18 protein-coding genes are annotated in these 24,692 nt (G+C 44.9%); 8 read left to right on the top strand and 10 right to left on the bottom strand.

The window, feature by feature from the left end; translation table 11 throughout:
• Positions 1 to 2: 2 nt before the first annotated feature.
• From argC to LEP1GSC052_RS05730, 3 genes are all read right to left on the bottom strand, one after another.
• The gene (gene argC, locus LEP1GSC052_RS05740) at positions 3 to 1,019 is read right to left on the bottom strand and encodes an N-acetyl-gamma-glutamyl-phosphate reductase (protein ID WP_020985623.1); all 1,017 of its coding nucleotides are present in this window, start codon (positions 1,017 to 1,019) and stop codon (positions 3 to 5) included.
• 145 nt (positions 1,020 to 1,164) lie between these two features.
• Complete coding sequence (recA, locus tag LEP1GSC052_RS05735) at positions 1,165 to 2,262, bottom strand: recombinase RecA (RefSeq protein WP_010574861.1); 1,098 nt, start codon at positions 2,260 to 2,262, stop codon at positions 1,165 to 1,167.
• A gap of 220 nt (positions 2,263 to 2,482) precedes the next feature.
• Positions 2,483 to 3,307, bottom strand: coding sequence for a hypothetical protein (locus LEP1GSC052_RS05730; RefSeq protein ID WP_040912870.1), 825 nt, complete (start codon positions 3,305 to 3,307; stop codon positions 2,483 to 2,485).
• A gap of 174 nt (positions 3,308 to 3,481) precedes the next feature.
• Between LEP1GSC052_RS05730 and LEP1GSC052_RS05725 the strand changes: the two genes are divergently transcribed.
• The 8 genes from LEP1GSC052_RS05725 to LEP1GSC052_RS05690 all read left to right on the top strand — a co-directional run bounded on the left by LEP1GSC052_RS05725 (position 3,482) and on the right by LEP1GSC052_RS05690 (position 17,043).
• A complete protein-coding gene (locus LEP1GSC052_RS05725; protein WP_010574859.1) occupies positions 3,482 to 3,871 on the top strand; it encodes an HIT family protein in 390 nt (129 codons plus the stop codon).
• Between the two features lie 31 nt (positions 3,872 to 3,902).
• Positions 3,903 to 4,280, top strand: coding sequence for an LIC11742 family lipoprotein (locus LEP1GSC052_RS05720; RefSeq protein ID WP_010574858.1), 378 nt, complete (start codon positions 3,903 to 3,905; stop codon positions 4,278 to 4,280).
• Positions 4,281 to 4,329: 49 nt separating this feature from the next.
• Positions 4,330 to 5,715, top strand: coding sequence for a TldD/PmbA family protein (locus tag LEP1GSC052_RS05715; RefSeq protein WP_010574857.1), 1,386 nt, complete (start codon positions 4,330 to 4,332; stop codon positions 5,713 to 5,715).
• Complete coding sequence (locus LEP1GSC052_RS05710; protein ID WP_010574856.1) at positions 5,712 to 7,046, top strand: TldD/PmbA family protein; 1,335 nt, start codon at positions 5,712 to 5,714, stop codon at positions 7,044 to 7,046. Before LEP1GSC052_RS05715 ends, LEP1GSC052_RS05710 begins: the two co-directional genes overlap by 4 nt.
• A gap of 75 nt (positions 7,047 to 7,121) precedes the next feature.
• Positions 7,122 to 12,884, top strand: coding sequence for an alpha-2-macroglobulin family protein (locus tag LEP1GSC052_RS05705; RefSeq protein WP_020985639.1), 5,763 nt, complete (start codon positions 7,122 to 7,124; stop codon positions 12,882 to 12,884).
• 9 nt (positions 12,885 to 12,893) lie between these two features.
• On the top strand, positions 12,894 to 14,990 hold the full coding sequence (gene pbpC, locus LEP1GSC052_RS05700; protein ID WP_020986798.1) for a penicillin-binding protein 1C: 2,097 nt from the start codon (positions 12,894 to 12,896) through the stop codon (positions 14,988 to 14,990).
• A gap of 60 nt (positions 14,991 to 15,050) precedes the next feature.
• On the top strand, positions 15,051 to 15,848 hold the full coding sequence (locus tag LEP1GSC052_RS05695; RefSeq protein ID WP_040912869.1) for an AAA family ATPase: 798 nt from the start codon (positions 15,051 to 15,053) through the stop codon (positions 15,846 to 15,848).
• 1 nt (position 15,849) lies between these two features.
• Positions 15,850 to 17,043, top strand: coding sequence for a hypothetical protein (locus LEP1GSC052_RS05690; protein WP_010574852.1), 1,194 nt, complete (start codon positions 15,850 to 15,852; stop codon positions 17,041 to 17,043).
• A 10-nt stretch (positions 17,044 to 17,053) separates the two neighbouring features.
• Here the strand turns inward: LEP1GSC052_RS05690 and LEP1GSC052_RS05685 are convergent, their stop codons facing one another.
• The 7 genes from LEP1GSC052_RS05685 to LEP1GSC052_RS05655 all read right to left on the bottom strand — a co-directional run bounded on the left by LEP1GSC052_RS05685 (position 17,054) and on the right by LEP1GSC052_RS05655 (position 24,632).
• Positions 17,054 to 17,971, bottom strand: a complete 918-nt coding sequence (locus LEP1GSC052_RS05685) for a ketopantoate reductase family protein (RefSeq protein ID WP_010574851.1) — start codon at positions 17,969 to 17,971, stop codon at positions 17,054 to 17,056.
• Position 17,972: 1 nt separating this feature from the next.
• Entirely contained in the window at positions 17,973 to 18,170 is a 198-nt protein-coding gene (locus LEP1GSC052_RS05680) for a hypothetical protein (RefSeq protein ID WP_010574850.1), read from the bottom strand.
• Between the two features lie 49 nt (positions 18,171 to 18,219).
• Entirely contained in the window at positions 18,220 to 18,972 is a 753-nt protein-coding gene (locus LEP1GSC052_RS05675; protein ID WP_020986010.1) for a M48 family metalloprotease, read from the bottom strand.
• Between the two features lie 3 nt (positions 18,973 to 18,975).
• Positions 18,976 to 20,973, bottom strand: coding sequence for an ATP-dependent helicase (locus tag LEP1GSC052_RS05670; protein ID WP_010574847.1), 1,998 nt, complete (start codon positions 20,971 to 20,973; stop codon positions 18,976 to 18,978).
• A gap of 22 nt (positions 20,974 to 20,995) precedes the next feature.
• Complete coding sequence (locus LEP1GSC052_RS05665) at positions 20,996 to 21,466, bottom strand: FKBP-type peptidyl-prolyl cis-trans isomerase (RefSeq protein WP_010574846.1); 471 nt, start codon at positions 21,464 to 21,466, stop codon at positions 20,996 to 20,998.
• Positions 21,467 to 21,587: 121 nt separating this feature from the next.
• Positions 21,588 to 21,932 carry an LIC14007 family protein gene (locus tag LEP1GSC052_RS05660; RefSeq protein WP_010574845.1) on the bottom strand — a complete coding sequence of 115 codons (345 nt, stop codon included), beginning with the start codon at positions 21,930 to 21,932 and terminating at the stop codon, positions 21,588 to 21,590.
• Between the two features lie 249 nt (positions 21,933 to 22,181).
• Complete coding sequence (locus LEP1GSC052_RS05655; RefSeq protein WP_020986048.1) at positions 22,182 to 24,632, bottom strand: SpoIIE family protein phosphatase; 2,451 nt, start codon at positions 24,630 to 24,632, stop codon at positions 22,182 to 22,184.
• Positions 24,633 to 24,692: the final 60 nt, after the last annotated feature.

Genomic DNA, 24,692 nt, shown 5'->3' with positions numbered 1-24,692 from the left:
GGTTAGGGGAGAAGTCCCAGAGTTTCCCGGGTTCCGGTCATCAGATTGATGTTTTGTAAGGCCTGACCCGCCGCGCCTTTTACGAGGTTGTCCAAGGCGGAAACGACGACTAACGTGTTTCCTCTTCTTCGAACGCTGATGTCCAGGAAGTTCGTATGTTGGATTTTTTTGAGTTCGATCTCTTCCGGAGTATTTAAAATCCGAACAAAGGGTTCGTTTTGGGAAGAATTGCGTAAAACTTCGATCGGGTCCTGTGAAGGTTCGGCATCCAATTCCAAAAAGATCGTGGAAAGAATTCCTCTATAAACCGGAAGAAGATGCGGTGTAAAGATCACTTCCGGTTCGGCCAATCCCGACTTTGCGTAGACGTATTCCTTGATTTCGGGTTCGTGTTGATGTGTCAGAACCTTATAGGCCCGAAAGTTTTCATACACGCCCGTATAAGAAAAACCTACGTCTTCCGTTCTTCCACCGGCGCCGGAAACACCGGATTTCGAATCGGCTACGATTCGAGGTCTTAGATTTTTTCTGAGTTCGTTTAACAAAAACACGGGGAGAATGACCGAAGTGGAAAAACAACCGGGATTGGAAACGAAGTCCGCGCCTTTGAGTTGATCCCGAAATATCTCCGGAATTCCGAAAACCGCTTTGTCCACGTACGAGAATTTCGTGTGTTTTAGTTTATAAGATTTTTCTAATATTTCTTGGTCGTGAAGTCTGTAAACGCCGGAAAGATCGATCACTTTGTGACCCGCGTCCAAAAACTTCGGCGCGGATTCTATGGAAACTTCGTTCGGAACCGCAAGAACCACCAGGGATTTTTTAGGGACCGCGTCCTCGTGTTTTTGAAAGGTGAGATTTTTTGGAAACGGAATTTCCGGAAAGACTTCGGAGAGGGTTTTACCCGCGAGTTTATCGCTCGTGATATGAACGACTTCGTGTTCCGATTGATGCGATAGAAGTGAAAGTAATTCCTTACCGGTTAAACCGCCCGCTCCTAAGATGCTGATCTCCGCCATAATCCTCGTTATCTTTGATAAGATTCTTTTTTTATGTTTCTTAGAGAAAGATTTTAATTCGGGGAGAATGCTGTAACTAAAAAAAACGCCGGGTGATTTCTCATCCGGCGGTCAAGGGTTCCTAAAAAGAAAGCCAGTGGGTTACTTAGCCTGCGGCCTGCTCCAATTTTTCCTCTTTCCGAGGCTTTTTATTGTCTTGAGCCAGCAAAGGCAGACTGTTCAGATCTCTTACCATGTTCTCGATGGTGAAGGCGATCTCGGGATTGTTTTTGAGGTATTCTTTCGCCGCCTCTTTTCCTTGCCCGATCTTTTCCGTATTATAAGAATACCAGGCTCCGGCTTTGTTAATGATATCATGTTTTACACCGAGGTCAACCAGAGAACCTTCTCTACTGATGCCGGCATTGAAGATTATGTCAAATTCTGCCTGTTTAAAAGGCGGCGCACATTTGTTTTTCACGACTTTGACACGGACTCGGTTTCCGACGGATTCTTCTTTTTCCTTGAGCGTTTCGATTTTGCGGATGTCCAAACGAACCGAACAATAGAATTTTAGCGCGTTTCCACCTGTGGTCGTTTCCGGTGAACCGAACATGACCCCGATTTTCATCCGGATTTGGTTGATAAAGATAACCACGGTTTTGGATTTCGCAATCGTTCCGGTCAATTTCCGAAGCGCTTGGGACATGAGTCTCGCTTGTAAACCCATGTGAGAATCTCCCATATCCCCTTCGATTTCCGCTTTTGGAACGAGGGCCGCTACCGAGTCGATTACGATCAAATCGATCGCATTGCTTCGAACCAGAGATTCGCAGATTTCAAGGGCTTCTTCTCCGTTATCCGGTTGAGAAACCAAAAGTTCGTCGATATTCACCCCGAGCTTTTTGGCGTAGGAAGGATCTAACGCGTGTTCCGCGTCGATAAACGCCGCGACGCCGCCTCGTTTCTGAGCTTCCGCAATCGCCGAAAGGGTAAGGGTGGTTTTACCGGAAGATTCCGGTCCGTAGATTTCTACGATTCTACCGATCGGATAACCGCCGATTCCGAGCGCGATGTCCAGATCCAAAGAACCGGTTGGAATCACCTGCACCGTTTGTTTCGCGGCGTCCGATCCCAATTTCATGATCGCACCTTTTCCAAATTGTTTTTCAATTTGGCTCATCGCTTGCTCAATCGCTAACTTCTTGGAATCGTCTACGTTCTGAGCTTCTTCTTTACTTTTCTTCATAATACCTTCTCCCATGTTTTCTGCCTCCTTCCTTTACGGTTCTCGGCAGTGGCGCCGCGGAGTTCTAAGCGGCTTACTTTTTTAGTATAGTTCCGGACCTGGACAAATTTTGGTCTCAAAAACTAAAAAAAGGAAACTGATACGATTTTTTTCAAAAACTCGGGTTTATGTCACCCGGTTTTCTACAGGCAAAACTAAATTATATGTAATTATTTGTATAGCAAAAATTTGAGTATTATCGGGAAAGAATCGATTTTTTTTCCTCATCCAAAGTCTTCTGAGCATGGACCGCTTTGCGGAGGGTTTCCTTGTTTCTCAAAAGAAAACTTCGAAAGAAAAGAATCGTAAGAACGAGCGCACCCATTGTAAGAAGAACGCCTAACGTCCAACGAAACCAAAACGAAATTCCGGCTTGAGAAGGAAAGAAGAATAACGTGCCGTCGATCAATCGGATTCTTTCGCAACCTTGACACTTTTCGTTTCTGCTTTTGAAGAACGAATTCAATTCACCCAAAGAAGTTTGATTTTCGATCTTCCACTCCGGAGTTTCCTGAGAATACAGAAGCGTTTCGTCTTCGGAAAAATAATAGAAGGAAGAGGCAAGCCCCGCTTTCGGAAATTCCACCGAAGGAATTCCGGTTCTTCGTCCCAGATAAAAGTCGATGTAATATTCTTTGATTTGAAAGTTACGGGTTTGGGAAAGATTCGGAAATTCCGAACCGAAAGAAACCATAGTAAACAAAGTCGATTTTTGATTTCGAATGCGAACCCCGCCCAGGTTCGGAATTTTTTTGAATTCGGTTTTTAAAAATTCCTGAGAAGGAAACGAAGAACTTTCCAGTTTCGGAGAAACGACTTTTTTGAGATAGGATTCGAGTCTGGATTCTTCCTCTTTTTTCCAAACGGGAATCGATTCGATCAGCCAGGATTTTTCCACGGAGGCGGGATCGCCTAAGAATCGTTTGAGAACCGTGAACCTTTGCGAAAGAACGGACGTTTCCGCGTTTGCGGAAGAATTCCAAAGAAAGAATAGAATGAAAAAGATATAAAAACGTTTCATAGGATTCCTAATAAAAAAGAACGGACTCAAGTTTGGTTCGGTTTCCTCCATCTGAAAAGAATAAATTCTTTCCGAAACGTTTTTTTAAACGGTCCTTTGTCTCTTTCGATCATTTTCTCCTATACAAGAGGAGAATCTTTGAAATAATCATAGAAATCGATTTTAGGTCCTTTCATGTCCGATTGTCCACTTTGTAAGTTTCATCAATCCGGAGACGATTCTGAAATTCTTTTCCGTTTCGGAGAATTTTCGGTCCGTCATTCCGAGGAAGAAAAAAAACTCAAAGGGTATCTTTACATAGAACCCCGTTCGCATTGGACCTCGTATCGGGATTGGTCCAAGGATGCGTTTTCCGATTTCGCAAAGGCGCTCGAGTTCGCGACCGATTGGATTTATAAAAACCATTCTCCCGTTAAAGTGTATACCGTGACGGTTTCGGAGATGGTTCCTCACATGCACTTCCACTTGATCCCCCGTTATTCGGACGACCTAAAAGGAGTCGATTATATCCGACTCGCTCTTCAAGGACAATTACCGGAACAGAAGTATATTCGAGATTTATAATGGACTTGTTTAAAATTTGGGAGGAAAGTATATGAGAGTTTTGAAACTGAGAAACATTCTGCTTTTGGCGTTTGTTTCCTTTTTGCTGAGCGGTTGTATCTACAGGGATATTCGAGTTCCCGGTTTGGGCACGAATTACACTCAATATCTGATCTCTTCGGACGATTTTCAAATTTTGGGAACCGTGGAAACGGAAGGAGTTTATACTTCTTGGTTGATGCTCGTGGTTACGGGTGAAACCGGTTACAAAGAATTGCGCGATAAATCGAAGGCCCTGGGCGGGGACGAGATCATGAATTATCGTTTCGAAGTCGAGGAAACGAGTATTCTTTTAGTCGTTTGGAATCGAGTCAAATGGAAAGCAACGGCGCACGCGATCAAATACAGGGAAAAAATCAAAAAGCCTTAACCTAGAAAAACTACGGACTCCGAGAATCCTCGGAGTCTAAAAGGATAGAATGCAGACAAACAAAGCCCACCGGATCCTGGAAGCGGGATTGTCCAGAAAAGCAGATTTCGTGGAAATATTCGAAGAGGAGACAAGATCTTCCTCGGTAAGTTTAAGAGATCAAAAAATCGAACAGAGTTTCGCCGGAATCGATTACGGAATCGGAATTCGATTGATCTACGGAACCGACGTTCTCTACGCGCATACGAACAACGAAGACCCGGAACATTTAATTTCTCTCATAGACCTTTTGGCCGATTCGAGAGGAGCCGCGAAAGGAAAAGGACAAGCCCTCGTATTACGAGGAGATTTAAAAGTTCCTTCGTTTCCGGCCAACGTCAAAGATCCCCGTAAAATTTCTCCGGATGAAAAACTGGAACTTTTATTCCGTGCGGACAAAACCGCTCGAGGCGCTTCTTCCAATATCGTTCAAGTCAGCGCCTCCGCATCCGATTCGGTTTCGAGAATCGGAATCTACAACTCGGAAGGATTGGCGCTCGAAGACCTAAGAGTTCGGAGCAGATTTAGCATCAACGTCGCCGCCGAAAAAGGGGGAGAACGTTTTGTGGCCTCCGAAAATCCGGGAGCACGAAAAGGTTTTGAATTTTTTAGCAATCTTCCGATCGAACAACTTTCCAAGACCGCGGCCGAAAGAGCGCTTCTGATGTTGTCGGCCGGTTATATCCAAGGTAAAAAAATGCCCGTGGTGATGGGCAACGGTTTCGGTGGAGTGATCTTTCACGAGGCCTGCGGACATCCATTGGAAACCGAAGCGATTCGTAAAAAATCCTCTCCGTTTGTGGATAAACTCGGAGAAAGAATCGCTCAGTCCTGTTTGACCGCGATCGACGACGGAACGATTCCCGATTCTTGGGGAAGTATCACCGTCGACGATGAAGGTTCGGCTCCGCAGAAAACCGTTCTCATCGAGAATGGAATTCTAAAGAGTTATCTTTCCGATCGGGTCGGTGCGGAAGAAGTGGGAGTTCCCAGAACGGGAAGTGCGAGAAGAGAAAGTTATATGTATGCTCCGGTTTCCCGAATGAGAAATACATACATAGCGGCCGGTACCGATTCTTTCGAATCCATGTTATCCGGAATCGACTACGGACTTTTTGCAAAGAAGATGGGCGGCGGTTCAGTAAACCCATCCACGGGAGAATTTAATTTTTCCGTGGAAGAGGGATACGTTATCCGAAACGGAAAGATCGCCGAACCGGTACGGGGAGCGACCTTGATCGGTAAGGGAGACGAGATTCTTCCCAAGATCAGCATGGTAGGAAACGATCTCGAACTCGCGGCGGGAATGTGCGGCGCTTCTTCCGGTTCGGTTCCGGTCACCGTGGGTCAACCTTCTTTGAAAGTGGACGAAATTCTCGTGGGAGGTCGTTCATGAATCTGGACAGGTCCGTCGAATACGTGTTAGACGTTTGTAAAAAGAAGGGACTCGATCAATACGATCTCGTGGGTTCCGAATCGAAGGACGTAGGAATCGAACTCTTTCGAAAACGTGTGAGCAACACCGAACTTTCCAATTCCAGAGGAATCGGAATCCGTCTGATTCAATCCGGCAAACCCGGTTATTCGTACAGCGAAAAATTATCCGAAGAAGCTTTGACGCAGATGGTGGAAGACGCGATTTCGCAGGCGAAAATTTCTGACCCGCTCGACATCGACTTGCCCGGTCCTTCCGAACTTCCTAAGATCGACATTCGTTCCTACGAAGAATCCTTGGAATCCCTCGGTTTTGAATGGTTGAAATCCACGGGCGAAAAACTGGACGATCTCGCTTGGTCGGTCGGCGATAAGATCGAAAACGTTCCGTATTCGTACGCGGGTAAAACCTGGAGCCGTTTTATATTAGCGAATTCGAATGGACTTTATCACAGTGAAAAATCGAATCTCGTTTCCGCCGGAGTTGCGTTAGTCGCAACGGATGGAAAAACGAAGAAGATGGGCGGTTATACCCGCTCCGGTTTGGACTTGGATCGGATTCAACCCGAACATATCGTTTCCACCGCCGCGCAACGTTCTTTTGCGTTGTTGGGAGCGAAATCGATTCCCAGCGGATCGTATCCGATCGTTTTGTCGAATCGAATCAGTCCTCAGATTTTCGGAATGTTTTCTTCGCCGTTTTCGGCGGACAGCGTTCAAAAAGGTCTTTCGCGTTTGGACGGAAAGATCGGCGCTCAAATCGCCTCTTCGAATTGGAACGTATATTGTGATCCTCATGTTCGGGATTATCCGGGTTCGAGATTGCTTGATGCGGAAGGTGTTTTGACCCGCAAAAAAGCGGTGATCGAAAACGGGGTTTTACAAACCTATCTCTACAATTTGGAATCCGCAAAAAAAGCGGGAGTGGCTCCTACGGGAAACGCGGTTCGCTCCTACGGCGGAAGAGTGGGAACTTCGTTTAACAATTACGTTGTACCGAAGGGCGATAAAACCCTCGAAGAATTGTTGAAAAGCGTGCCGGAAAGTATTTACGTTTTGAAACTCGAAGGCGGTTCGGGTTGTAGCGCGGTTTCGGGGGAAATTTCGATCGGAGTTCAAGGGATCTATTACAAAAACGGAATGCCTGTTCATCCGGTGGACAGTATAACAATGAATCTGAATTTTTTTGATCTTCTTTTCCGAATCGATGGAATTTCAAACGAATACAACGATTCTTATTCTTCGATCAAGGTTCCCGATATTCTGATTCGAGAAGCAAGTATCGCGGGCTGAAATCGGTTTTCGCTTGCTTCTCTTTTTGACTTAGGGTTTTCTTTCCGAAATAACTTTCCGTTTCGGGAGAAACCCTTGAGTCCTTGGATCCACTTTTCGCAAACCTTCCAATCTTTCGTTTTACAATATGAGAAACTTTTCAAAGGGAAGAATTTTTCCTTCGGAATTCCCACCAAATCTTTTTCTAAAATTTATTTACTGATTTTGTTTCTTTTTGCGGGAACGATTCACGCTCAGGTAAGAATCGAGTTCGGTCCTACCGGTGAGGTGAAAAAACCGTCTCAGATCCGGGCTAAGTTTTCGGAGTCTATGATTCCGTTGGGAAATCCGAAATTCTCCCTCTATCCATTCGAGATCCGTTGTCCGGTGCAAGGAACACAACGTTGGGTAGACGACAAAAACTGGGTTCTCGAATTTCAAGACGTTCTTCCGGGCGGAGTGGAATGTATCTTCGAAACGAAAAAGGTCAAATCGGTGGCCGGAAATTCTTTGAACGAAGGGGAAAAATTCTCCTTCAACACGGGCGGACCCGAAATGGATTCTTCCTCTCCTTACGAAGGAGGAATCATAGACGAGGATCAGATTTTTATCGTGGATCTGGATTCCGAACCCGATTCTTCCTCGATGAGCGATCATCTTTATTTCGTAACCGAAGGACTTCGAGACAAGATCGGTTTTAGCAAGGTCGGCGGCTCCGTAGAAAAACAAATCCTAAAGGCGAACTACAGAGAAGGAAAAACGGAACGTACGTTTTTGCTCAAGCCGGATCAGAAATTTGCGAGCGGTAAAAAAGTTTACCTCGTTTTGGAACAAGGACTCAAATCCAAATCGGGTGTTCCCAGAAGCTCCACAAGAAAAATTGAATATACCGTAAGAGAAGCCTTTCGTGCGACCTTCAATTGCGACCGAATGAACGCGAAAGCCGCTTGTATTCCTTCCTTGCCTTTGACCGTAAACTTCAATTCTCCGGTTGCGGTCGATCTTCTTAAAAAGATTCAACTTCAGACAAGCGACGGGAAAACGATTCCCGCGGTCGTTTCCGGTGAGAACGGAACGTATGAATACGGCGTTCGTTTTCCAACGCCGCTTTCGCCGAAATCGAAGTTTCAAATTCTTCTTCCTTCGGGCATAAAAGACGACGCGGGTCGTCCTCTCGTCAATCAATCCTCGTTTCCTCTCAGCGTCTCGACGGACGATTATCCTCCTCTTTTGAAGTTCGCTTCTCAGTTCGGAATTTTGGAACGATTTCCCGAGGCGATTCTTCCCGTTACGATTCGAAATCTCGAAGCGGAGAATCCGGTTCGTTTGTATCAGGTGAAAACTTCTCCCGATACGCAGGATAAGATCAAAGAACAATTCGATAAGTTGAAGGATAAGGGAAAGGAGATTCTCAACTGGGCTACGGGTAAGGACGAAAAGAATCCGAACGGCGGACAAAGCGGACAACAGTTTACGGGAAGAGAAATGATTCTCGATTCCACTCAGATCGGTGAAATCGTTCAATATCTCAAGACGATCGAAAACTTGGAACATCGTTATTCCATCTTTGATCCTTCTAAAAATCCTCCGCCGACGAACGAGATCAAACTTCAGAGCAAACAAGGCACAAGACGTTTTGAAGTTGTGGGGATTCCGTTGAAGAAGCCGGGGTTTCACGTCGTCGAAATGAAATCGGACGTATTAGGAAATTCTTTATTAGGAACCAATCAACCGTTTTACGTTCGCACAGCGGCTCTTGTCACCAATCTATCCTTGCATTTCAAATGGGGAAAAGAATCTTCCTTGGTTTGGGTCACGCGTTTGAACGACGCAAAACCCGTTCCGAACGCGGATATTCAGATTTTTAATTGTAAAAACGAAAAGATCTACGTGGGGAAAACCGGTCCGAACGGAACTCTGATCGTAAAGGGAATTCCCACAAAGTCAAAGGCCCCGTATTGTTCTTGGAGATCGTATGACAACGGTTTGTTTTTGACCGCGGTTTCGGAAGACGACTTTACGTTCACTCATACGCGTTGGCAAAACGGAATCGAAAACTGGAGATTCAATCTTCCCGGAGATTACGGAGACAGCAACGTTCTATTTCATCCGATCTTGGATCGAACCTTGTTCCGCGCGGGTGAAACCCTTTCGATGAAACTCGTGTCGAGGGGAAAACGTTCCTTCGGTTTCGAGGTTCCCGGTCAAAACGAATATCCGGCTTTCGCAAAAATCGTTCACTCGGGTAGTGATAAAGAATATTCACTTTCTTTAAAGTGGTCTCCGGAAGGAACCAGTTCGGTTCAATTTAAGATTCCAAAAGAGGCGAGCCTCGGGGTTTATCGGATTTCGTTAAGCGACTTTCCGGGCAAGGATAGAAGTCAGGTTTACGCCGGAGAATTCAGGGTCGAAGAATTTAGAGTTCCTCTGATGAAGGCCGACTTTCAAACCTCCGGTTCGAACGTTTCTCCTTCTAAGATCGGGCTTACGGGAAGCGTTCGTTATCTTTCGGGCGGAGGCGCCGGTAAAATCCCCGTTTTACTCAGAACCAGAGTTACAAACGGAGGAGGAGTTTATTTTCCGGATTATTCCGACTTTTCGTTTAGCAACGGTAAGGTGAATCAAAAATCGGACGACAACGAAGAATCATCGAACACAAATGCGGTTGAGTTTACGAAAACTCCTTTGACCTTGGACTCGAAAGGATTTTTTGAAACCACGGTGAAGTCGATTCCCGAATCCGATACGACACAAGTGTTGGAAACCGAACTCGAATACAGAGATCCGAACGGAGAAATTCAAAGCGCCTACCGATCCTTTCCGATTTATCCTTCGGCGTATCATATCGGAATCGCGCCCGAGGGTTGGGCCGCGGTTCAAGACGCAGTTAAGTTTAAGGTCGCGGTCTTGGATTTAAAAGGAATCCCGGTGGAAGGAAAGAAGGTAAACGTCACCGCGTTTACAAGAAATTATTATTCCAATCGAAAACGTTTGGTCGGCGGCTTTTACAGCTACGAACACAAATACGAGATCAACGAACTCGGAGAATTCTGCTCCGGCAAAACCAACGCAAAAGGAATTTTATTCTGCAACGCTCCCGTTAAATCGACCGGAGAAATTTATTTCGAAGCCTCCTTATCCGGCGAAGACGTAAAAGCGCATTCTTCCATTTGGGTGACCGGTAAGGACGATTTTTGGTTTGCCGCAAGCGATCACGATCGTATGGATCTTCTTCCCGAAAAGAAAGAATACCAAGCCGGTGAAAAGGCGAAGTTTCAAGTGAGAATGCCGTTTCGCGAAGCGACCGCTCTTGTCACTGTGGAACGGGAAGGGATCATCAATTCTTATATCAAAACCTTGAGCGGTAAAGAACCCGTAATCGAAATTCCGGTGGAAACTTCCTTTGCTCCGAACGTTTTCGTTTCGGTGCTCGCGGTTCGAGGACGTGTGGATAGCCCGAAAGAAACCGCGCTTGTGGATCTGGCGAGACCTTCCTTTCGATTGGGAGTCGCTCAGATCCGAGTCGGTTGGAAACCGTTCGAGGTCCCGGTTCGCGTGGAAACCGATAAGACCGTTTACGGAACCAGACAAAAAGCCAAGGTGAAAATTCAGATCGATCATCCTTCCGCACAAGTCAAGAAGGACGCAAGAATTACGTTAGCCGCCGTTGACCAAGGTCTTCTCGAACTGAAGTCCAACGATACCTGGGATCTTCTTCGCGCGATGATGCGGGAACGAGGCAACTCCGTGGAAACTTCCACCGCACAACTTCAGGTCGTGGGAAGAAGGCACTTCGGATTAAAAAGTCTTCCACCCGGAGGCGGGGGGGGCGGGTCCACGACGCGCGAGTTGTTCGACACTCTTCTTTTTTGGAAACCGGATTTAAAACCGAACGAAAACGGATTCTTGGAAGTGGAAGTTCCGTTGAACGATTCTTTGACATCGTTTAAGATCGTCGCTATCGTTCATTCCGGAAAGGACAAGTTCGGTTCGGGTTCTACTCAGATTCAGACCACAAGAGACGTTTTGGTGTATCCTTCGATCGCACCGTTTGCAAGGGAAAAGGACAACGTTCAAAGCGGACTTTCCTTAAAGAACACGACGGAAAGAACTCTCGAGTTGGAGATCAGTCCGAAAACATCGCCGGATCTTAAATTAGAAACTAAGAATATACAATTGAAAGCGGGAGAATCCGCGAACGTACTTTGGAACATTGCGATTCCCACGAAAAAGAACGAGATCGTTTACGAGTTTCAAACCAAGGAAACCGGCGGAGGCTCCTTTACGGATTCGGTTCGTTTCCGACAAAAGGTGGGAGAATCGGTGCCGGTTCGTGTGCTTCAATCCACGTTCCGTCGTTTGGAAGACGGAACCCTCAGCGTTCCGATTCAGGAAAATCAGGAAGCGATCGAGGGAAGCGGAGAACTGGAAATTAGCTTAAAATCTTCCTTAACGGGAGGAGCGATTCTCACTTCCAGAGAATACATGAGTTTTTATCCGTACTCCTGTCTCGAGCAAAAACTTTCCAAGGCGGTCGCGGCCGGTTCCGAGAAGGATTGGAATCAGACCATGGATCAACTGAGTTCCTATTTCGACGGGGACGGTCTTTTGAAATTCTTTCCAATGTCCTGGTACGGAAGCGAGATCTTAACCGCTTACGTGCTCATTCTTTCGGCCGAATCCGGTTATAAGATTCCGGAAGCGGCGAGGACGACCCTTTTGGAAGCTCTCAATCGATATACAAACGGTTTGATTTATAGAAACGGTTATATCTCGAACACCGATTTTCTTTTGAGAAAGATCATCGTTCTCGACGCGATGTCCCGTTTTCAAACGGTCGGAGACGACGTGATCAGAAGCGTTCAAACCGATCCGAAAATTCTTCCTTCGGATATTCTGATCAGCCTCAGAAATCTATATTCAAAATCGGGAATATATAAAAATCAGATTCCTCAATTGGACATTCTTTTAAAATCCAGATTTAGAATTCAGGGAACCTCTTACAATTTAACGGACGAGCCGGTTCTCTGGTGGCTTTTATCTTCGAGCGATTCTACCGTGATGAGAACCATTCTATCCGTCGTAAAGGATCCGAACTGGAAAGACGATCTTCCGAGAATGATTCGAGGCGCGATCGCAAGACAATCCAAAGGTCATTGGGACATCACACCCGCAAACGCTCTCGGAATTCTCGCGTTTCAATCCTACTCGAGACAATTCGAAAAGGATTCCGTGGAAGGAAACACGGTCGTGAAGTTGGAAAACAACACGAACACTTTGGAATGGAAGAATAAAAAAGATCCGCCCGCGATTTCGATCCCGATGCCGAGAAGCACGCAGAACTTGGAATTCGTTCAAAACGGAAACGGTAAACCGTACGCCGTGATTCATACGAAGGCCGCTCTTCCCTTAAAGGAAAAATTGGAAAGCGGGATGAGAATGGAAAAGGAAATCCTGGACGAATCCGGAAGTAAAAAATCCTCCTTTAAGGAAGGAGACGTTGTGCGTGTCCGTTTAAAAATTTATACCGAATCCGCCCTTTCCTGGATCGCGGTACGAGATCCGATTCCCGCGGGCGCGAGCATCTTGGGTTCTGGACTCGGAAACGATTCTCGTTCCGGTGGAGAATTGGCAAAGGAAACGGATTGGTGGTCTTCTCCTACTTTTGTGGAAAGAAAATGGGAAGGATATACCGCGTATTTCGAATACTTACCCGCGGGTTCCGTGACTTTGGAATACGTATATCGAATCAATCACAGCGGAAAATTCATACTGCCTCCGACTCGGACCGAAGCGATGTATCTTCCCGATCAGTTCGCAGAACTTCCGAACCCGGATCAAACCGTGAACAAAGAATAGATTTTTCGTATGGGGAGAATTTTCAGAGGTTCGGCTTTATTCGTATATTGCTACATTGGAATATTCTTGATTTCGAATGTGATGAGTGCGGAGGAAGCCGTTCCTTCGTATCGCGAGGTTCGGAATTCGTATCATTCTTCGGACGGAACGATTCTGGATCTTCACGGAAGAATTCTGCAGACGATTCGCTGGAATTCTCGGGAAAGAAAACTCGCTTGGACGGAAGAAGGGGAAATTCCCGAGACCTTACTTCTTTCCCTGTTCTTACAGGAAGACAAACGTTTCTTTGAACATTCGGGCGTGGATAAACTCGCGATTCTCGGAGCTCTTAAGGATAGAATTTTCGGAAATTCGAAACGGGGTGCGAGTACTCTTTCCATGCAGCTGGCCGGAATTTTTCTCGGCACCAAACCCGGGCGCAGAAGTATTTTTGATAAATGGGAACAGATGAATCTCGCCGAGAAAATCGAAGAAACCTGGACCAAAAACGAAATTCTTACCGCGTATTTGAATCTGGCCCAGTTCCGAGGAGAACTGAGGGGTTTACGCGCCGCGAGCCGAGGAATTTTTCAAAAAGAACCCTCCGCGTTAAGCGACACCGAGTCCGTTCTTCTTGTGGCCTTGCTTCCGTTTCCGGGCGCCAATTCGGAAACCTTGGCGAGAAGAAGTTGTATTCTTTCCAAAAAAATACGAAGGGAAGAACTCTGCGATTCGTTTGAAACCGTTTCGAAACAGGCGACTGCAAAGTTAAACGCATTGCCTTCCACGGGTGGAATCGCGCTGCACGCGGCTCAAAAGATTTTCCGCGAAAACCCTGGGATTCTTTCCGGCGCCGCGAAAATTAAAACGACATTGGATTTCGATCTTCAATGGAAGATCACGGAACTTGCAAAAAACATAATAGACGGATTGAAAAAAAAGAACGTGGCCGAAACGGGAATTCTCGTTTTGGACAATCGATCGGGCGCGATTCTTACCTACGTAGGAAATCTGGAAGGAAGTTCCTCCTATTACGTGGACGCGATCCAATCCAGGAGACAAGCGGGTTCCACTTTGAAACCTTTTTTGTATGCGCTCGCATTTGAGAACGAGGTTTTAAAACCGAATTCGATTTTGGACGATAGTCCGTTCGAATGGAAGGCCGTTTCCGGAATTTATAAACCTTCCAACTACAGCGATGTTTATCACGGAAACGTACAAGCGAAGTATGCGCTCGCTTCGTCCTTAAACATTCCGGCGATTCACGTATTGGATCTCGTAAGCGTTCCCGGTTTTGTGCAACGATTGCGGGAACTCGGCCTAAGCGGTTTGGAACGAGCGGATTTTTACGGCTCTTCCCTCGCTTTGGGAAGCGCGGACGTTACATTGTTCGAATTGACGAACGCCTATCGAACTCTTGCAAACGACGGAATGAACTCTTCGCCTACGTTTTATCCGAACGAAGCAAAACAAGCGATTCTGGAAAATGGGTTCGAAGGGAACGTGTGGAACCGGGTTTATACGAAAGAAACCTCGAACACGTTATCCGAAATTCTTTCCAATCGGGAATACAGATCTCTTTCCTTCGGGTTGAACAATCATCTAAGCACTCGTTTTTTTACGGCGGTCAAAACCGGAACGTCGCAGGACATGAGAGACAACTGGTGCGTAGGATATTCCAAAAATTATACGGTGGGAGTTTGGGTCGGAAACATGGACGGAAGTCCGATGTGGGACGTGAGCGGAGTTACCGGCGCGGCTCCGATTTGGAACGCTGTGATGAATCTTCTTCAGGAAAGAGATCAACAGCCGAATCCCCGCGCCTGGGAGGCATACAACGATTTTCCAAGCAGACCGATCACCGAGTCTTCTTCGATTCCGAAAATCTTAATTCCCGGTAACGAAACAATCTACGCGATCGATCCGGATATTCCGGACGGAAAACAGAAGATTCATTTTTCCGCTTCGTTTTTTGCGAAAGGATTTCAATGGATTTTGGACGGCAAAGAAATTCAAAGGATAAAGGATAAGGAAGTTTTTTGGAAACCGGAACGGGGGTTCCACATTCTTTCCATACAAGATTCGAACGGAAAAATCGTCGACAGCGTAGTTTTCGAAGTCAGATAAAAGAAAGGTTTTTCTCTTGCAGGGAAGAACTATAACGTTAGAATCAATCCAAGTATTCTCATGAAACTATCCACAGAAACGTATCTATTGTCTCCCGCTTTGGAAGAAGCGATTCTTCTTGCGGAGGTGACTTCTCGTCCCTTGCTTTTAAAGGGGGAACCCGGAACGGGAAAATCCCTTTTAGCCGAATATCTTGCCGATCAAAGAAAACTTCCCCTTTATACGTGGCATATCAAGTCCATCACACAAGCGAAGGAAGGTTTGTATTTTTACGACGCTGTATCCAGACTCAACGATTCCCGTTTTTCGGAGGATTCCGAAAAGGTAAAGAATATAGAAAACTATATCCGGCTCGGCGCGTTGGGAGAAGCGTTTGATCTTGATAAAAAATCGATCGTACTCATTGACGAAATCGACAAAGCAGATATAGAATTTCCGAACGATCTTCTGTTGGAATTGGATCGTATGGAATTTTTTATTCCCGAAATTTCCAAACGGGTTCAGGCGAAACATCGTCCTCTGACGATCATCACGTCCAACAACGAAAAGGAATTACCAGCGGCCTTTTTAAGAAGATGCATTTTTCATTATATAGAATTTCCTGATCCGGAATTTATGAAAAAGATCATTCTATCTCATTATCCGGGAGTGGGTCATACGCTTCTCATCAAGGCTCTTGAGATGTTTTATCTCATACGAAGAATGGACGATCTGAAAAAGAAACCGGGCACGAGCGAACTTTTGGATTGGATTCAGATATTGGTCCACCAAGGAGCCGTTTTGAAGGAAGAGGTTAGAATTCCATTCTTAGGCGCCTTGATCAAAAACGAAGAGGATCTGAGATTATTCAGAAATTAGAATGTTTATCCCTTTCTTTTACAGGCTTAAGGCGGAAGGAGTTCCGGTAACAACGGGAGAATTTCTCGACTTTTTGAAAGTTGTGGATCATTATACAACACATCAAAAGGCCTGGATCGATCTAAACGAATTATACCGTTTTTCCAGAGCCTGCATGGTAAAGGACATCAAATACTTCGACGCGTTCGATCTTGTGTTCTCCGAAATCTTCGGAGAAAAAGGAGCCTTAAAACCCGAGTTCAAACAGGAACTGTTGGATTGGCTCAATCAAATATTCGATAATCCTAATAAACTTCCGCCTTCTTTGATCCCACCCGAACAACTTTTGGAGGAATTGAAAAAAAGACTGGAAGAACAAAAAGGAGAACACCACGGCGGAAGCAAATGGGTGGGCACGGGGGGAAGTTCTCCGTTCGGGCACGGCGGTAAGAATCCGCAAGGAGTTCGGGTCGGCGGCGAAGCGGGAAACCGTTCCGCAGTGTTTCAAGCATTAGAAAGACGTTATAAAGAATACAGAACGGACGAACAACTCGACGTACGTCAGATCAAAACCGCCCTAAAGAAACTCAGAAATCTGAGAAAGGAAGGGGTTTCCGAATTTCATCTTCCGAAAACGATCGATTCTACCTGTAGAAACGCGGGAGACATTCAGATCGAATTTGAAAGATCGAGAAAGAACGGACTCAAGGTTCTTCTTCTTATGGATACGGGCGGAAGTATGACATCGCACGCAGAACGGGTCAACAAACTCTTTTCAGCGAGTCATCAGATCAATCACTTCAAGGAATTTCATTACTATTACTTTCACAATATCATCTATGACGCCGTGTATCCTAAGGCGAACATGAGAACCCCGATTTCTCTGCAAAGAATCTTCAAAAAACACAGCGATGATACGAAACTGATCCTGATCGGAGACGCATATATGGCGCCGTATGAATTGCTCGATTCCACATACGGTTATTATCACAGTCGGTTTCGGACGGACTTTCGGCTTCCCGAAAATCCGGAATCGGGTATGGATTCTTTAAAACGAATTCGAAGACATTTCAAAGATTCGATCTGGTTAAATCCAGAACCGAAGAAGTATTGGGACGCGCCTACGATCCGAGAAATCGAAAATCAAATTCCGATGTATTTTTTATCCTTGGACGGATTGGAAAAGGGAATCAAAAAACTTCTCAATTCTTTGTAACGTGCCGCGTTTATAGATTTTCCTTCAGTTTCAAAAGAGAATATAAAGTTTGAATATGCGGAATTTCTAATCCGTTTTTTTCCGCGATACGAACGGTGTTTCCGAGTATCGACTCGATTTCCATCGGTCTTCCCGCTTCAAAATCCAAAAGCATACTCGTTTTATAGGGTTTCATCGTTTCCGTCATCGAGATGAACGTAGGGATCTGAGTTTCGGGAACCTCGGCTCCGTCCAGTTTGGAAAGTCGTTGGACCTCCTTCATGATTTCGATCACAAGTTTGCGTCCGAACGTCTGCGCCAAAATTTCGGAAGTGTTTTTTCCGCCGGAAAGGACGCTGATCGGGTTGAAGGGCGCGTTCCACATCAGTTTTTTCCAACGCGCTTGGCGGATCGTTTCGGTGATTTGTGTGGGAACTCCCACGCCGTTAAAAAGATCCGAAAGTGTTTTTGCGACGGAAGAATCCTTCCTGTTCCAAGAACCGATCGTCAATTCTCCGTAATCCAAGTGGAGAATTTTTCCGTCGTTCAATCGGTTCGCACAAACGAAGGCGAGTCCGCTGAGAATTTCGTTGTTCGGATACAGATTTGAGACGGGTTCTTCGATTCCGATTCCGTTTTGTAAAAGCAGGATCGCAACCGATTCGGGAATTTTTTTTCCTAAGATCGTTTCCAAACGAATCTCGGGAAGACATTTCAAACAGTTGAGAATGAGATCGTATTTCTCTAAATTCTCGGGAATCGTTTCGAAGACTTCGTTCGTTGGAAATTTAAAATTTCCCCAAGGTTGGCTTTCGATTTCAAACCCGTTCTTTTTCAGATCGGAAGAATTTTTTCGGACCCAAAAGTCCAAACTGCAACCCGCTTGTGCAAGTTTGCCCGCGTAAAGCCCGGCGATCGCGCCGGAACCTAAAACCAATATTCGAAACAATTCATCCCGCCTGCGAAAATTTCCGTTCTATCTTTTTTAAAATTTCGGTGATCGCCTGAACGTAACCGTCGTAAACGCCACGGTCGTATTCTCCGAGAGAACGGTAATTCAGACTTTGCATTTCTTTTAGGTGATTTCTCAATTCGTCGTCCACGTAGTTTTTACGAATATAAAGAGTTTCAAATACTTTCGGATGCATCGGGTCCCTCTTTTTTCGAATATAAAAAAACCATAAAATTCAAAATAGATCAAGTATGTAAAATCATCGTCTGATAGAATTTGGACTTCAGCCAAACGTTCGCCCTTTTGTAATCCGGAAATTTTTTTTCAAAGATTTTGAATTCCGCGCCGTGAATGACGTTTCTTCCTCTTTTTCTCGTCACCGGAAAATAAACGTGGAGCAGTTCGTGAAAGACGATGTATTCCAATACGAAGCCTGGGACATACTCAAGGGATAGAATCGGATTGATTACGATCATGTGATGGGCCGGATCGTAATGACCGAGCCTCGTTTTAGACTTCGATTTTCCCCAAAAAATTTCCAAGTCTGTTATATCGATTTTTAAATAAGAATCGTTCAGCCGGACCAAAATCTCTCGAAGCCGCGCGTTTTGTTTCGGAGAACGTTCGATTCTTTTCCGGTTTTTATCGGCTCGATTTTTCCGTTCGTTTTGACGATCGTAAAATTTTCGGATCGTTGCGTTCAAGTTTTCCGGAACGGGTTTCTTGAGAAGTTTGTATAAAAGCAGATCGATGACCGCCTCCAATTCTTCCGTTTGCGCCTTTAAATAGGAAGAATGGATCTTAAACTCGAGTTTGCCGGAGGAAATTCGGATCGAACTTCCTAAATTCGCGTACGGATAAAATTTCGTTTCGATTTTTTTTCCGTCCAGGATTTTGGTGCCCGGTAATTTCAAAAAATCGAATATTCTTTTTTTAAGATACGGGATAACCGAGGATTCTTCGATGGTTTCGTTGCGTCTTTGAAAGGGGTATACCATGGATCAATTTCCGAAATAATCCTGGATACGAGCGAAAGAATCGTTTGCGGGTTTCGCGGGAGTTCCTTGTGAAGCAAAGGAATCCTTGTTCGCGGATTTGCCGGACATTAGCTTTAACTCATATACTTTTTCTGGAGATTGGATCTCGCTCAAAAAACGGGAAAGTTTCGTGTAATACGGACCGGATCTCGATTGCGCCAAGGAAGGCCGGGTTAAAAACAATTCCTTTCTGGCTCTTGTGATCGCCACGTAAAAAAGTCTTCGTTCCTCTTCGGTATCCGTGTTTTTGTTCGAGGGGAAAACGCCTTCGGTCGAATTCAATACGAAAACCACGTCGAACTCGAGTCCCTTCGCGGAATGAACCGTGGAAAGATTAAGCAGATCGGATTCTTGATTGTCCGGTTTGATCTTATCCAAACTTAAGGAAGCGGAATCCATCGTAAGGTCCGATAAAAATGCGCCAAGAGAATCGTATTTGAGTGCGAAGCCCAAAACGGAATCCAAGTCTTCGGATCTTCGTTTATAATCGTCGTAATTTTTTTCCAAAAGAACGCGATAGTAATCGATAAAGTCCGCTGCGATATTCTTAACTACAGAAGAACCTTCCTTGTGTTTCCGATACAGATTCAAAAGGGGAGAAAGATACTTTTCGATCGAACTTCCTTTTTCCTCGGAAAGAACTTCGAAAGAACCGGAACTCATTCGAATCTTTTCCAAAAGATCGTTTGATTTCGCGTTTCCGATTCCGGGAATCAATTTTAAGACACGAATCCAAGAAACCGAATCCAAAGGGTTCAAAAGAATTTTTAAAAAGGAAAGCAAGTCCTTGATATGCGCGGTTTCGATGAATTTTCTTCCGCCGAATTTTACGAAAGGAATATTCCGTTTTGCTAAAACGAGTTCGAGCTGATTCGAATTCCATCCCGCTCGAAAAAGAACGCTCATTCTTTGAAACGGAATTCCTTCCTCTTTTTTTTGCAAAAGAATGTCCGCGATTCCTTCGGCTTCTTCGAGTTCGTCCGTAAACTGAAGAACCGCCGGTACGGGACCGTTTTCGTTGTCCGTAAAAAGATATTTGTCGTATTTTTCCGCGAAATTATGGAGAACCGCGTTTGCGAGATTCAAAATCGCGGGAGTGCTTCGATAATTCTTTTCCAAAAAAACGGTTTTGGTGTTGGAAAATATTTTAGGAAAATCTAATATTCCTCGGACCGAGGCGCCTCGAAAGGTGTAGATGCACTGAGCGTCGTCTCCGACCACCATCAGATTGGAATGTTCGGAAGCGAGAAGACAGGCGATATGCGCCTGAACCTTGTTCGTGTCCTGAAACTCGTCCACCATCACGAATCTGTACTTCTCGGAAAGTGTGCTTCGAACCCCGGGATGATTGGAAAGTAAGTCCTTGGTAAAATAGAGAAGGTCGTCGTAGTCGAGAAGGGAACGTTCGCTTTTGTAGATTTTATAATCGCCGAAAATCAGAGTGATATCTTCGAACCTTTGGATAAATTGAGGATAATCTTTTTCTAATATAGCCTGCAGATTTTTTCCGGTGTTTTGAATTTCCCCGTGAATGGAGACTAACGTTTCGTTGGAGGGAAATCTGGATTTGGTTTTTCCGAAATCTTTTTCGTTTCTTAGAAACTGAAAGACGTCCAAAACGTCCGCTTCGTCGAGGATCGTAAAGTCCGAGGAAATCCCGAGAACCGGAGCGAATCTTCGAAGCACGCCGCTGCAAAAGGAATGAAAGGTTCCGCCCTGTACGTCCGCGCATTTGGAATCGCCGATCGAAGACGCGCGTAAGATCATTTCTCTCGCGGCTTTACGAGTAAACGTCAAAAGTAGAATGGAAGAGGCTGGAATTCCCGAGGAAACGAGATGAGCCAAACGGCTGACGATGGTTTTTGTTTTTCCGGTTCCGGCGCCCGCTAAAACGAGCACCGGTCCCTCCTGGGTAAGGACCGCTTCTAATTGAGCTGGATTTAATTCTTCCTTCCAGGACATGAATATGAATCAGAATCGATTCTCAGTGATGGTGGTGACCACCTTCTCCGTGAACGTGTCCGTGTGAAATTTCTTCCTCGGTCGCTTCGCGGATTCCGGTGAGTTCGACGTCGAACACGAGATTGACTCCCGCGAGCGGATGATTTCCGTCGACGATTACGGATTCATCTTGCAATTCGGTGATCGTAAAAACTTTATCCGGTTCGTCGGTTTGAAACATCATTCCGACTTGAAGATCTTCGTTCGGAGGAAATTGAGAGCGGGGAACGTCGAAGATTAAATCCGGATCCTTAAGTCCGTACGCATTCTCCGCAGAAACGTTGATCTTTCTTTTTTCTCCGGCTCCCATCTTTTTCATTTCATCTTCCAGACCGGAAATGATATGACCCACGCCTTCCAGATAAGAAAGAGGCGCCTTTCCTTCGGAAGAATCGATTAGGTTGCCTTCCGTGTCGTGAAGGGTGTAATGGAAAGTAATCACTCTAGTTTTCATGGATAACTCCAAATAGGATATAAATTCAAAATTCTGGCAGGAATCGGTTTGAGAAAAATACCGGAATCAAGGTACTTTTCAGGGTAAATTCAGCTCGGTTTAACTCAATCAGAATTTTATTTTAGAATTTGGAATCGTAGTGAAAATCCAGTTTGGCTTGTTCGTATTCTCTCAAAAAAGTTTCGATTCGATTGGATAAAAAGAACCAAGACTCTTGTGTGAACGTTTCGTGAAACCGCGCCGAGAATTGTAGGTAACTGCTTTCCGCGAGTTTGGAATCGCCGGTATGATCCAGAAGAAGATTGTATGAGATCAGTAATACGTTTTTCTCAAGGCTGTAAGCCAGGGAATTTTCCAAGACTTTCTGAGGTTCTTGAATCGGCATCTTTCGTTTGAGTCCGTTTTTGGTAACGAACAAGGGAGGTTGATCCAATTTTGAACTGATCGCGCCCGAATAGATCTTCATATTTTTTTATTTTCCCAACGGCTAAAATTCCGGGACGGAATCCAAACCCGATCCGTAGAAAGGATTCGGATTCTATCCCAGCAAACGAGCTGGCATTGAAAGATAACCGGAAGGCTAAAGATTTAGGAGACTTTCGTTCCGGTTTCATCCTTATTTACAAAGTGCTCGAATCTTCGCTAAAGAATGAATTAATTATGACTAATACATTTATTTTGAAACAATTTCAACAATAAATTCTTTTATGTCCGTTTAAACTGCTTTTTTTCCGGAAGTAGAGTCCTGAATGGTAATATCGAGGTTTTCGAGTCGGAAATAGGTTTTTATCCGGGGGGAATCCTTGGAACCTTGGAGTTCGAATCCATCCGTTCTCAGAAGAATCTTTTCGGAAAAGAAACGGATGAGTTTGAAGTTCTGGGATTTCTTTGCGAGCAGCAAAACCATTCTCGCGAGTTTCAAATCTCCGGGTCTGAGAAGGGAAGCGCGCGCGTAGTGGAAACAGGCCTTTTGGAATTCTTCCTTTTGAAAGAATTCGTTTCCTTGTCGGATGAGAATTCTACATCGGGAAAGTTCCTCTTCGAAGTTCGTTTCCGGCGCCGCTTGAATTTTTAGAAAACTCAGATCGTCGCTGAGTTCTCCGATTTCGAGAATTTTGTCTTCGAGTTTGTCCAAGTCCGGAATTTCTTTTTCAACGAGATCGAAGAACAAACCGGGCTCCGAGGATTTTTGTTTTTCAGAAGAACATGAAGAATCTTGAATGTACAAATCCTCTCTTCCGTCCGAGCCATAGAGGATCGTATCACCGGGCAAAAGTTTAAAATGTTCGATCTTTACTTTGAGATCGGAATCGGGAAAGCCGATCTTTCGAAGCATCTCGTCTTCGCGGAGATAAACCGCTTTTCCGTTTCGAACCAGAACGATCTGCGGATGTTCGCAGTTCAGAAAGAATAAATCTCCGCTTGAAATTCTATATAAGGAAAGAATTCCGGAAACCAACATGCTTCCGTCGAAGGATTCAAAGACCGCCTGTAAGTTCCGATAAAGAAGAAAAAGCCAATTCTCCGGATTTCTAAATTCGTAATCGGGGGTTTGTAGAAAACTTTTCACGATGGAACAAAAAATCAAAGCGCCGCTCGCGCCTTGTAAAGATTTTCCCATCGCGTCCGCATTGATCAAAACTCTGTATTCGATTCCGGAGATGAGAACGGTTTCGTTTAATACGACATCGCCTCCGATTTCATAGGATCGATTCTTAAATTGAAACTTCTTATATTGTTTTCTATGAATTTCGATCTTAGTCGAATCCGTTTTATGATTTTTGGAAAGAAAGGGCTGAAAGAGAAGGGTGATCAGAAAATAATCCCCGTCCTGTTGTTCTTTGAGTCGTTTGATTTCCTCGAGCGTAGAAGAAAGTGTTTCGGTTCGGTTTCGAATCGCGCTTTCCAAAACGCGGTTCCAGGATTTGAGTTTTTCCTTCATTCGTACGAACTTATCCGCGAGGATCAAGGTGAGAAATCCGAGAAACCCGCAAACCCCCAAACCGGAAAGACGAATCATTTTGAACATTCCTCTTTGGGAAAGAACGTCGCTTCCCACACAAACCAGCAGAAATAAAATTCCGAAAAGAATCATCTTGGATTCGAAACTTCGTTTGAGATTCGGAAGAAGAATTCTCAAGCTCAAAAACACGAATCCAATCCAGGAAACTTGCAGAACATAACGATTGATTTGATCCATTCTCTCCACCGATTCCGAAAAAAGAATCCAGACAAGGGCGGCGCTTGTGCCGAGTTCCAAAAGAGAATGGAATTTCGTTTTCGCCTTTCGAAACAAAGAATTTAGAAATCGGCAGAAGAACGGAAACAAAAACGCAAGGAAGGAATATTCGATCTTTTTTAAGTGAAGAATCCTCCAGCCCGTATTGTATTTGAGTTCGGAAAGGGAAATTTGAAACAAGGCGAAGAAAATCAGAAAAAGCGCGAAGTAAAAATTCTCCTCCCATTTTCGTTCCCGAACGGAAAGAAAAAGAAAGAAAATTCCCACGAGTAAAAAGGAACCGAACACCAAAAGTCCGCCGATTTCTCCCAGATAAAACCGTTTCCAGATTTCAGCGGAGGAACCGATCGCGACCGGACCGGACAAGATTCCGAATTCGTATTCGAAATACGGTCGAACGAATACTAGTATTTCATTTTTTTTGAATATTCTATTTTTCGAAATTTCGTAGATCCGGGTTCGGTCGTAACCCTGGGGTTTCGAATTCTCGTATTCGTAAAAGGATTCTTCGTGTAGTGTTTCTCCGTTCCAAAAGACGGTTGCGTGATCGGATATTTTTCCCAAGGATAAACTCAAAGCGGAATCTTCGGGATTTTTTATTTCGATTTTCTTTCGAAGCAAAAACGGGACTTCCTTTTGATTCGGAGAATCGGCCCCGCGATGAAAGTCCACGTATTCTTTTAGATTGGATGGAATCGAAACCGGTTTCCAAAAGGAAGGATCGAGTTTGGAAATGAATTCCGAGCCCGCGCTCGGGTCGGTTTGTAAGATCGTTAAGTTTTGGAAATCCGTGTACATTTCCCAAGTTCCGGAAAGGTCTTGGAAGTTTGTGGACCCGGTCTTTTCCGCGGAAGTGAAAGAATCAGATCCGCAGTTTGCGTTTAGAACAACAAGGATCGAAAGAACAAAAAAAGTTTTTGAGAACAATACATTCTCCTCCTAACGCGTACGGTTCTTCGTGTCGTCAGAGGAGAATGGTTCGTTTGA

Source organism: Leptospira kmetyi serovar Malaysia str. Bejo-Iso9, from assembly GCF_000243735.2.
Classification (GTDB): domain Bacteria; phylum Spirochaetota; class Leptospiria; order Leptospirales; family Leptospiraceae; genus Leptospira; species Leptospira kmetyi.
Note: the sequence above shows the minus strand (reverse complement) of the source record. Positions and strands in the feature narration are given on the sequence as shown.